The following is an 11,488-nucleotide window of genomic DNA, read 5'->3' on the forward strand; positions in this document are numbered from 1 at the left end:
GGATCAACACTCCACCGCACTCACCGCCAACCCACCCCGCGATGTTTCCTTGTACTTGTCATGCATATCCGCCCCGGTATCGCGCATGGTGCGGATCACCCGGTCCAGCGAGATGAAGTGCTGGCCATCCCCCCGCAGCGCCATCTGCGCCGCGTTGATCGCCTTCACCGCGGCAATCGCATTACGCTCGATGCACGGCACCTGCACCAGCCCGCCTACCGGGTCGCAGGTCAGGCCGAGGTTGTGCTCCAGCCCGATCTCCGCCGCGTTGCACAATTGCTCCGGCGTAGCCCCGAGGATCTCCGCCAAACCCGCCGCCGCCATGGCGCACGCCGAGCCGACTTCACCCTGGCAGCCGACTTCGGCACCCGAGATCGACGCGTTCTTCTTACACAGGATGCCCACCGCCGCCGCGCCGAGGAAATAGTCGACCACGTTGGCCTCGGTCACTTCTTCGCTGAACTTCATGAAGTAGTGCAGCACCGCCGGGATGATCCCCGCCGCGCCGTTGGTCGGTGCCGTGACCATGCGCCCGCCGGCGGCGTTTTCTTCATTCACCGCCAGAGCGAACAGGTTGACCCACTCCATCGCGCTCAAGGTCGAGCCGATCACGTTCGGCTTGCCCAGCTCCTGCAAGCTGCGGTGCAACTTGGCTGCACGGCGCCTTACATTGAGGCCGCCGGGAAGGATGCCTTCGTGCTTTAGGCCTTGCTCCACGCAATCCTGCATGGCGCGCCAAAGCTTCATCAGGCCGCTGCGGATTTCTTCTTCCGAGCGCCAGGTTTTTTCGTTCGCCAACATCAGCTCAGCGACGCGCAGGTTGTGGGTCTTGCACAGCTGCAGCAGTTCCACCGCACTGGAAAAATCATAGGGCAGCTCGGTGCGGTCCATGTCCGCCACGCCGCTGTTGGCCTGGGCTTCATCCACCACGAATCCGCCGCCCACCGAGTAGTAGGTGTCGCGGTGCAGCTCGCCGTTATCACCGAATACCACCAGGGTCATGGCATTGGGGTGGAACGGCAGGTTTTCGTCGATCAGGCGCATGTCCCGCGCCCATAAGAAAGGCACCGGCAAACGTGCGTCCAGCAGCAGGGTGTTGGTCTCGCGCAGGGTTTCGATGCGGATGCCGATCTGTGACGGATCGATCGCGTCCGGCCACTCGCCCATCAGGCCCATGATCACCGCGTTGTCGCTGCCGTGACCGATGCCCGTGGCCGATAAGGAGCCATACAGCTGAACTTCGACGCGCCTGACTTGTTCCAACACATCACGTTCACGTAATCCTTGAACGAACAACGCCGCGGCGCGCATGGGGCCGACGGTGTGAGAACTCGAAGGCCCAATGCCGATCTTGAACAGGTCGAAAACGCTGATAGCCATTGCCGTGAAACTCCTCGATGAGCACAGGCCAGGCGCACATAACGCCTGGTGACGGAGCTGCTACGCTCATGTCGCAATCCGCCCAGATGCGGCCATCATCAAGCTTTTGCTGGCGCTCACGGCGTCTCACACCGACGTACCCATGCTCATCAGCGCCGCTGTTGTGGAAGGCGACGTTTTGGCCGTTTTTTGCGGTGCAGATCGGTAAAAAGTGCAGTTTTGCCGTGGAAAAAATCTGTAAGCGACGTCACCGACACTGGATACGACCATCCCTGTACTGGATACGACGCCCCCTGTAGGCGTCAGATTTTCACTGGTACATGATCAGTCTCGACTCGTTTGCACAGTTGCGTGGCAGAGCTGTGCCGCACGCCCAACCGCAACACCTATAAGCGCGGTGTTATTGCCGCCAGAAAAACACCAGGAGTCCACCCCCATGAAAGGTTCCCCGTCGTTGTTGTTGGCCGCCATGCTGAGTCTGCCAGTCGTGGCTCACGCTGCAGAACCGGCGCAATGCCAGACCGTCAACTTCTCCGATGTCGGCTGGACCGACATCACCGTCACCACGGCCACCACCAGCGAAGTCCTCAAGGGCCTCGGCTACAAACCCCGCACCACGATGATTTCAGTACCAGTGACCTACAAGTCCCTGGCCGACGGCAAGAACATGGACATCTTCCTCGGCAACTGGATGCCGACCATGGAAAACGACATCAAGCAGTACCGTGATGCCGGCACCGTGGAAACCGTGCGCGCCAACCTGGAAAACGCCAAGTACACCCTGGCCGTACCGGAAGCGCTGTACAACAAGGGCCTGAAAGACTTCGCCGACATCGTCAAATTCAAGGATGAGCTGGGCGGCAAGATCTACGGGATCGAGCCGGGCAACGACGGCAACCGGACCATCCAGACCCTCATCGACAAGGACGCTTTCGGCCTGAAAACCGCCGGTTTCAAAGTGGTCGAATCCAGCGAAGCCGGGATGCTTTCGCAGGTGGAACGCGCCACCAAGCGCGACCAGGCCATCGTGTTCCTCGGCTGGGAACCGCACCCGATGAACACCCGCTTCAAGATGAAGTACCTGACCGGGGGTGATGATTCATTCGGCCCCAACTACGGCCAGGCCACCATCTACACCAACGTCCGCAAGGGCTACACCCAGGAATGCAGCAACGTGGGCCAGTTGCTGAAAAACCTGTCGTTCACCCTGAACATGGAAAGCACCCTGATGGGTAACGTCCTGGACGACAAAATGAAGCCTGACGCCGCCGCCAAGGCGTGGCTGAAGAAGAACCCGCAAGTGCTCGACACCTGGCTCGCCGGTGTCACCACGGTCGATGGCAAACCAGGACTGGAGGCCGTCAAAGCTTACCTCGCCAAGTAACCGCTGACCCCGGGCCGGTACGCTGGCCCGGGATGTTTTTCCTCTTCGCATGTGGACATTCACTACCATGCTGACTGAACATAAAATCCCGCTAGGCCAGTACATCGCTGCCTTCGTTGAGTGGTTGACCCAACACGGGGCCGCCTACTTCGACGCAATCGCATCGACCCTGGAAACGATGATCCACGGCGTGACGTTCGCGCTGACCTGGTTCAATCCACTGGCATTGATCGGTCTGATTGCGCTGCTCGCTCACTTCATTCAACGCAAATGGGGCCTGACGGTGTTTGTCATCGCCTCCTTCCTGCTGATCCTGAATCTTGGGTACTGGCAGGAAACCATGGAGACCCTGGCGCAAGTGCTGTTCGCCACCCTGGTCTGCGTGGTGATCGGCGTGCCGCTGGGCATTGTTGCCGCGCACAAACCGATGTTCTACACCCTGATGCGGCCGGTGCTCGATCTGATGCAGACCGTACCGACCTTCGTCTACCTCATCCCTACCCTGACCCTCTTCGGGCTGGGTGTGGTGCCCGGGCTGATTTCCACGGTGGTGTTTGCGATTGCCGCGCCTATCCGTCTGACTTACCTGGGTATCCGTGATGTGCCGCAAGAGTTGATGGACGCCGGCAAGGCCTTTGGCTGCTCGCGCCGTCAGTTGCTCTCGCGGATCGAACTGCCCCACGCCATGCCGAGCATCGCCGCCGGCATTACCCAATGCATCATGCTGTCGTTGTCGATGGTGGTGATCGCGGCCCTGGTGGGCGCCGACGGCCTCGGCAAACCGGTGGTCAACGCGCTGAACACCGCCGACATCGCCCTGGGCTTTGAAGCCGGCCTGGCGATCGTATTGCTGGCCATCATGCTCGACCGCATCTGCAAACAACCCGACGCCAAAGTAGGGGGTGATGCATGAGCATTATCCGATTCGAAAATGTCGACGTGATCTTCTCCAAAGACCCACGCGAGGCGCTCAAGCTGCTGGACCAGGGCATGACGCGCAACGAGATCCTGAAAAAGACCGGGCAGATTGTCGGCGTTGAAAACGCCAGCCTGGATGTCGAGAAAGGCGAGATCTGCGTGCTGATGGGCCTGTCCGGCTCGGGCAAGTCGAGCTTGTTGCGCTGCATCAACGGCTTGAACACCGTCAGCCGCGGCAAGCTGTTTGTGGAGCATGAAGGTCGCCAGATCGACATCGCATCCTGCACCCCCGCCGAGCTGAAAATGATGCGCACCCAGCGCATCGCCATGGTGTTCCAGAAGTTCGCCCTGATGCCCTGGCTGACGGTGCGCGAGAACATCAGCTTCGGCCTGGAGATGCAGGGCCGCCCGGAGAAAGAACGACGCAAGCTGGTGGACGACAAGCTGGAACTGGTGGGCCTGTCGCAGTGGCGCAACAAGAAGCCCGACGAGCTTTCCGGTGGCATGCAGCAGCGTGTCGGCCTGGCCCGCGCATTGGCGATGGACGCCGATATCCTGTTGATGGACGAACCCTTCTCGGCACTCGACCCGCTGATCCGCCAGGGCTTGCAGGATGAGTTGCTGGAGCTGCAACGCAAGCTGAGCAAGACCATCGTATTCGTGAGCCACGACCTGGATGAGGCGCTGAAACTCGGCAGCCGCATCGCGATCATGAAAGACGGCCGGATCATCCAGTACAGCGTGCCGGAAGAGATCGTGCTGAACCCGGCGGATGACTATGTGCGGACCTTCGTGGCCCACACCAACCCGCTGAATGTGCTGTGTGGCCGCAGCCTGATGCGCACGGTGGATAACTGCACCCACGTCAACGGCTCCATCAGCCTGGACCCGGGCGGTGACTCGTGGCTGGACCTGGCCGAAGGCAACACCATCAAGGGCGCGCGGCAGAACGGTTCGGTGCTGAACCTGCAGAACTGGGCACCGGGGCAATCGGTGGAGGGCCTGGGCCGGATGCCGACGCTGGTGGATTCGAATATCGGGATGCGTGAGGCGTTGCAGATTCGGTATCAGACAGGGAACAAGCTGGTGCTGCAGGACAACAACAAGGTGGTGGGGATTCTGGGTGACAGCGAGCTCTATCACGCCCTCTTGGGCAAGAACCTGGGCTAACAGACACCGCAAAAAAAATGTGGGAGCGGGCTTGCTCGCGAATGCGGTGTATCAGTGTCAGATGTACTGACTGACACTGCGCATTCGCGAGCAAGCCCGCTCCCACATTTTGCTCAGGTGGTGTCAGTAACGACACCACCTGTCCTTTCAACACTCAGCTATAGACACGGCCAAGGAGCTGCCGATGGCTTTCAAACTGATCGAGCACGTCCCGGGTGATCTGCTCCTGGGTGAAGCCCATCAGGTCGTATTCCTGAGGCCCGTTGTGCAGGTAAACCTCGGCGCGGTAGTAGCGCGTGCGTTCTTCCTCGGGCAAGTCGTTCGGTGCCGACGAATAAGCATCCAGGCTGACCTCGTAGACAAACGGATTGCCCTCTTGCATCTCGATGCGCACACCAATGCAGCGCTTGGATTTGCCCAGCAGGGTCTGCACTTCCAGCCCCTGGTCACGCAACGCAGTCGCCGCTTCTTCCAGCGCCGGCGTGACGTGCTTGTCCATAAAGCGTTGCACGGTACCCTGGCTCGGTTGCAGGTCCAGGGCAGTCAAACGCTCGCTGAAACCACGCCGACCACGCTCGGCCAACTGCGCCTGCTCCAACTCGATCGCCACGTCCTGGCGCATCGCCTTGTGCAGGCCGAACATGAAGAACACCAGCACCACCGAGAACGGCAAGCCCGCCAGCACCACCATGGTTTGCATGGCTTCGAAGTTACCGGCGAACAGCAGGCCGATGGTCACCAGGGTGATCACCGCCGACCAGAAAATCCGCAGCCAGTGCGGCGCATCTTCGTCAACGTTGCCGCCCTTGCAGGACAGGTTCGCCATCATTACCGCGCCGGAATCCGCCGGGGTCAGGAACAGTACGAAGCCCACGAAGATCGACACACCGATGACGATTTTCGACGCCGGGTAATGCTCAAGCAGTTGGTAGATCGCCATGGACGGCTGTTCCAGCGCCGTCTTGCCCAACTCCACCGCGCCATGGTTCACCACCAGGTCCAGGGCCGAGTTGCCGAAGATCGACAGCCACGCCAGGGTGAAGCCCAGCGGGATCAGCAGCACGCCGGCCACCAGTTCACGCACCGTGCGACCACGGGAAATACGCGCGATGAACATGCCCACGAATGGCGCCCAGGAAATCCACCAGGCCCAGTAGAACAGGGTCCACAGGCCCATCCAGCGTTCGGTCTTGTCGGCGTCGCCTTCGTACACGTACAGGTCGAAGGTCTTCAGCACGATGCCGTTCATGTAGTCGCCGATGTTCTGCACGAAGCCGTTGAGCAAGTGCAAAGTCGGGCCAAACAGCAATACGAAAATCAGCAGGCCGCTGAACAGCACGATGTTCAGGTTGGACAGGCGGCGAATGCCGTTCTCCACACCCGACACCGCAGCAATGGTCGCCACGGTGCTCATCACGATGATCACGATCAGCAGGTTGGTGTTGCTGTGCTGCATGCCGAACAGGTTTTCCAGCCCGGACGACACTTGCATCGAGCCAATCCCCAGGTTCGTCACCAGGCCCAGCAGGGTCACGAACATGCCGAAGCCGTCCACCGCGTGACCGGCCGCGCCTTTGACCCAACGCTCGCCCACCAGCGGGTACAGCGCCGAGCGCAGGGCCAGCGGCTGGTTATGACGGTAGGCAAAGTACGCCACGGCCAGGCCGACCAGTGCGTAGATCGCCCAGCCGTGCAGGCCCCAGTGCAGGAACGTCAACTGCAACGCCTGGCGTGCAGCTTCGCCGGTGGCCGATGCGCCTTCAGGCGGGTTGAAGTAGTGGTCCAGCGGCTCGGAGGCGCCGAAGTACAGCAGCGAGATGCCGATGCCCGACGAGAAGAGCATGCCGGCCCAGGCGCCGTAGCTGAAGTCCGGGGTGTCGTCCTTGCTGCCCAGTTTCAATTTGCCATAGGACGAAAACGCCAGGCCCACCACAAACACCAGGTAGGCGGCGATCACGACCATGTAGTACCAGCCAAAGCTTTTCGACAACCAGGCTTGGGCCACACCGAGCATCCTGCCGGCTTCCTGCGGGGCGATGATCAGAATCGCGGTCAACAACAGAATCAGCGCGGTGGAGGTGTAGAACACCCAACCGTTGACCCGCACCTTTTCTGGCGGGGTCTTTATAAGAGAGGCAGAACTCATGGCACAGATGCTCCGGGCAGTGCAGAGAAACACAAGGCAACGCTTGACCCGAGCCATCGATTTTTCGGCAGTCGACGGACGGGTGTATAAAGACACCCCGAAAAACCATAAACCCCCGGCGAACCGCTGTGCCGGGCTGTTTCATGGGTTTTCCCGATGTCAGGTGGCGCCACATGCACGTAGGAAATACCTGTAGGCAGCGACCATTTGTCGCAGATCTTATTCTTTGTTGATTGAACGTTCAATCAAAACAAAATAGACTGGCCCTCAAGCCGACGGACGTTTATCGCCCGTTGGCAGGCCTAAGGAGAGGTGCACGATGCCCAAGGTCGGTATGCAACCCATACGCCGCCAGCAGTTGATCGAAGCCACATTGACGGCCGTCGATCAGGTCGGAATGGGGGATGCCAGCATTGCGCTGATCGCCCGTCTGGCCGGTGTCTCGAATGGCATCATCAGTCACTATTTTCAGGACAAGAATGGCCTGATCGCCGCCACGATGCGGTACCTGATGAACGTGCTGATCGAGAACGTCACCGAGCGCCGGTTGGCGCTGAAAGATGACAGCCCGCGGGCCCATCTTCAGGTGATCATCGAAGGCAACTTCGACGCCAGCCAAGTCAACGGCCCGGCTATGAAAACCTGGCTGGCCTTCTGGGCCACCAGCATGCACCACCCGTCATTGCACAGGCTGCAGCGGATCAACGATCACCGTCTGTATTCCAACCTGTGTTGCCAGTTCCGCCGAGCGTTGCCGTTGCCCGAGGCACGCAGCGCAGCCCGAGGCCTGGCGGCCCTGATCGACGGTTTGTGGTTGCGCGGCGCCCTGTCGGGAGACGCTTTCGACACGGAGCAGGCGCAACGGATCGCTTACGAATACATGGATTTCCAATTGGCCAAGCAGGTGAGTTAGAGCACACATAAACGCTCAACTCCCGAACCGCGCCAACCACTAATGCACTTGCGAGGACTTTATGGCCCGTTTCGAACTGCAAAAACTCTACATTGACGGCGGCTACTCCGACGCTGGCAGCGATGCCACTTTCGAAGCCATCAACCCGGCTAACGGTGAAGTTCTCGCCAACGTGCAACGCGCTACCAAAGAAGACGTCGAGCGCGCTGTGGTCAGCGCCGAAAAGGGCCAGAAAATCTGGGCCGCCATGACTGCCATGGAGCGTTCGCGCATCCTGCGTCGTGCCGTCGATATCCTGCGTGAGCGCAACGACGAACTGGCCGCCCTGGAAACCCTGGACACCGGCAAGCCGTACTCCGAAACCCAATACGTCGACATCGTCACCGGCGCTGACGTGCTGGAATACTACGCAGGCCTGGTGCCCGCCATCGAAGGCGAGCAGATCCCGCTGCGTGACACCTCGTTCGTCTACACCCGTCGCGAGCCACTGGGCGTCGTGGCCGGTATCGGCGCGTGGAACTACCCGATCCAGATCGCCCTGTGGAAATCCGCACCTGCCCTGGCGGCCGGTAACGCGATGATCTTCAAGCCAAGCGAAGTCACCTCGCTGACCACCCTGAAACTGGCTGAAATCTACACCGCCGCCGGCGTTCCGGATGGCGTGTTCAACGTCCTGACCGGCAGCGGCCGTGAAGTCGGCACCTGGCTGACCGAACACCCGCGCATCGAGAAAGTCTCCTTCACCGGCGGCACCGACACCGGCAAGAAAGTCATGGCCAGCGCTTCGAGCTCTTCGCTCAAGGAAGTCACCATGGAACTGGGCGGCAAATCCCCGCTGATCATTTTCGACGACGCCGACCTCGACCGCGCCGCCGACATCGCGATGATGGCCAACTTCTACAGCTCGGGCCAGGTCTGCACCAACGGCACCCGCGTGTTCGTTCCGACCGCCCTCAAAGGCGCGTTCGAAGCCAAGATAGCCGAGCGCGTTGCGCGCATCCGCATCGGCAACCCGGAAGATGAAAACACCAACTTCGGCCCGCTGGTCAGCTTCGCCCACATGGAAAGCGTGCTCGGCTACATCGCCAAAGGTAAAGAAGAAGGCGCCCGCGTGCTGTGCGGCGGCGACCGTCTGACCGACGGTGAATTCGCCAAGGGTGCCTACGTGGCCCCGACCGTGTTCACTGACTGCACCGACGAAATGACCATCGTCCGTGAAGAAATCTTCGGCCCGGTGATGAGCATCCTCACCTACGACACCGAAGAAGAAGTGATCCGCCGCGCCAACGACACCGACTTCGGCCTGGCCGCTGGCCTGGTGACCAAGGACCTGAACCGCGCCCACCGCGTGATTCATCAGCTGGAAGCCGGTATCTGCTGGATCAACGCCTGGGGCGAGTCCGACGCGAAGATGCCGGTGGGCGGCTACAAGCAGTCGGGCGTGGGCCGTGAAAACGGGATCACCTCGCTGAACAACTTCACTCGCATCAAATCGGTACAGGTTGAGCTGGGCGACTACGCCTCGGTGTTCTAAAACCTGATTGAGCCTGGCATGGCCCATGTGGCGAGGGGGCTTGCTCCCGTCGGGCCGCGAAGCAGCCCCATGCCAGGTACCGCAGTTCTTTCAGACAGAACTCGAGCGCTGACTTTGCGACTGCTGCGCAGTCGAACGGGAGCAAGCTCCCTCGCCACAAAAGCAGCCTGAACCAACTTTCACGAGGGTGCATTCAATGTCCCAAGAATACGACTACATCATTGTGGGTGCCGGCTCCGCCGGTAACACCCTGGCGACCCGTCTGACCGAAGACGAAGGCGTCACCGTCCTGCTGCTGGAAGCCGGCGGCCCGGACTACCGTTTCGATTTCCGTACCCAGATGCCAGCCGCCCTGGCGTTCCCGCTGCAAGGCCGCCGCTATAACTGGGCCTACGAAACCGATCCAGAGCCACACATGGACGGCCGCCGGATGGAGTGCGGTCGCGGCAAGGGCCTCGGCGGCTCCTCGCTGATCAACGGCATGTGCTACATCCGCGGCAACGCGATGGACTACGACAACTGGTCGAAACTGCCGGGCCTGGAAGACTGGACCTACCTGGACTGCCTGCCGTATTTCCGTAAAGCCGAAACCCGCGACATCGGCCCGAACGACTACCACGGTGGCGACGGCCCGGTCAGCGTGACCACGCCAAAGACCGGCAACAACCCGCTGTTCCACGCGATGGTTGAAGCCGGTGTACAGGCCGGTTACCCCGCTACCTCCGACTTGAACGGCTACCAGCAGGAAGGCTTCGGCCCGATGGACCGTACCGTGACGCCAAACGGTCGTCGCGCCAGCACCGCTCGCGGTTACCTGGACACGGCCAAGAAGCGCTCGACGCTGACCATCGTCACCCATGCCCTGACCGACAAAGTCCTGTTCGAAGGCAAGCGCGCCGTTGGCGTTCGCTACCTGATCGGTGCTGCCGAAGAACGCGTTGAAGCCCGTGCCCGCAAGGAAGTCCTGGTGTGCAGCGGCGCAATCGCTTCGCCGCAACTGCTGCAACGCTCCGGCGTCGGCCCGGCGAAGCTGCTGGAAAGCCTCGACATCCCGGTGGTCCACGACCTGCCAGGCGTCGGCGAAAACCTGCAGGATCACCTTGAGCTGTACCTGCAATACGCCTGCACCCAACCGGTCTCGCTGTACCCGTCGCTGCTCTGGTACAACCAGCCGGCCATTGGTGCCGAGTGGCTGTTCAACGGCACCGGCATCGGCGCCAGCAACCAGTTCGAAGCGGGCGGTTTCATCCGTACCCGTGAAGACTTCGATTGGCCGAACATCCAGTACCACTTCCTGCCGGTAGCGATTAACTACAACGGCAGCAACGGTGTGAAAGAGCACGGTTTCCAGGCGCACATGGGTTCCATGCGTTCGCCGAGCCGCGGCCGCGTGCAGCTGAAGTCGAAGAACCCACGGGAATACCCAAGCATCCTCTTCAACTACATGTCTACCGAACAGGACTGGCAGGAATTCCGCGACGGCATCCGCCTGACCCGTGAAATCATGCAACAGCCGGCACTCGACCAATACCGTGGCCGCGAAATCAGCCCGGGCATCGACGTACAGACCGACGAGCAACTGGATAAATTTATCCGTGAGCACGCCGAGACGGCGTTCCACCCGTCCTGCTCGTGCAAGATGGGCACCGACGAGATGGCCGTGGTTGACGCCGAAGGCCGTGTGCATGGCATGCAGGGTCTGCGCGTAGTTGACGCGTCGATCATGCCGATCATCACCACCGGCAACCTGAACGCGCCGACGATCATGATCGCCGAGAAAATCGCCGACAAGATCCGTGGCCGCAAGCCACTGCCGCGCAGCACTGCGGATTACTACGTGGCAGGCGATGCGCCGGTGCGTGGCAAGCCGATGCGTGAAGTGGGTCCTACTGCGCAGTAACTGATGGACCGAGGTGCTCCCTTCGCGAGCAAGCCCGCTCCCACATTTTTGACCGTGTGAACCCGATCAAATGTGGGAGGGGGCTTGCTCCCGAAGAGGCCCGATCTGACACCGCAAGACCTCCCGCCCGCCTACACTTTCCT

8 protein-coding genes are annotated in these 11,488 nt (G+C 60.9%); 6 read left to right on the forward strand and 2 right to left on the reverse strand.

The genetic code is table 11. The features are described from left to right. Positions 1 to 3: 3 nt before the first annotated feature. Entirely contained in the window at positions 4 to 1,380 is a 1,377-nt protein-coding gene (locus tag JV201_RS27175; protein ID WP_008434038.1) for an L-serine ammonia-lyase, read from the reverse strand. A gap of 436 nt (positions 1,381 to 1,816) precedes the next feature. On the opposite strand from JV201_RS27175, the gene JV201_RS27180 reads away from it, so the two are divergent. The 3 genes from JV201_RS27180 to choV all read left to right on the forward strand — a co-directional run bounded on the left by JV201_RS27180 (position 1,817) and on the right by choV (position 4,852). Next, positions 1,817 to 2,764, forward strand: a complete 948-nt coding sequence (locus tag JV201_RS27180; RefSeq protein WP_003216912.1) for a choline ABC transporter substrate-binding protein — start codon at positions 1,817 to 1,819, stop codon at positions 2,762 to 2,764. 67 nt (positions 2,765 to 2,831) lie between these two features. Further along, on the forward strand, positions 2,832 to 3,677 hold the full coding sequence (gene choW, locus JV201_RS27185; RefSeq protein WP_003216909.1) for a choline ABC transporter permease subunit: 846 nt from the start codon (positions 2,832 to 2,834) through the stop codon (positions 3,675 to 3,677). After that, a complete protein-coding gene (gene choV, locus JV201_RS27190; protein ID WP_003216907.1) occupies positions 3,674 to 4,852 on the forward strand; it encodes a choline ABC transporter ATP-binding protein in 1,179 nt (392 codons plus the stop codon). The genes choW and choV overlap by 4 nt, the downstream gene beginning before the upstream one ends. 154 nt (positions 4,853 to 5,006) lie before the next feature. Here the strand turns inward: choV and JV201_RS27195 are convergent, their stop codons facing one another. Next, positions 5,007 to 6,941, reverse strand: a complete 1,935-nt coding sequence (locus tag JV201_RS27195; protein WP_236260840.1) for a BCCT family transporter — start codon at positions 6,939 to 6,941, stop codon at positions 5,007 to 5,009. 376 nt (positions 6,942 to 7,317) lie between these two features. Between JV201_RS27195 and betI the strand changes: the two genes are divergently transcribed. The 3 genes from betI to betA all read left to right on the forward strand — a co-directional run bounded on the left by betI (position 7,318) and on the right by betA (position 11,345). Beyond that, a complete protein-coding gene (gene betI / locus JV201_RS27200; RefSeq protein WP_003216902.1) occupies positions 7,318 to 7,911 on the forward strand; it encodes a transcriptional regulator BetI in 594 nt (197 codons plus the stop codon). Between the two features lie 61 nt (positions 7,912 to 7,972). Next, positions 7,973 to 9,445 carry a betaine-aldehyde dehydrogenase gene (gene betB / locus JV201_RS27205; RefSeq protein WP_008434045.1) on the forward strand — a complete coding sequence of 491 codons (1,473 nt, stop codon included), beginning with the start codon at positions 7,973 to 7,975 and terminating at the stop codon, positions 9,443 to 9,445. A gap of 196 nt (positions 9,446 to 9,641) precedes the next feature. Further along, positions 9,642 to 11,345 carry a choline dehydrogenase gene (betA, locus tag JV201_RS27210; RefSeq protein WP_219406242.1) on the forward strand — a complete coding sequence of 568 codons (1,704 nt, stop codon included), beginning with the start codon at positions 9,642 to 9,644 and terminating at the stop codon, positions 11,343 to 11,345. Positions 11,346 to 11,488: the final 143 nt, after the last annotated feature.

The organism is Pseudomonas sp. Colony2, assembly GCF_019382755.1.
Classification (GTDB): Bacteria; Pseudomonadota; Gammaproteobacteria; order Pseudomonadales; family Pseudomonadaceae; genus Aquipseudomonas.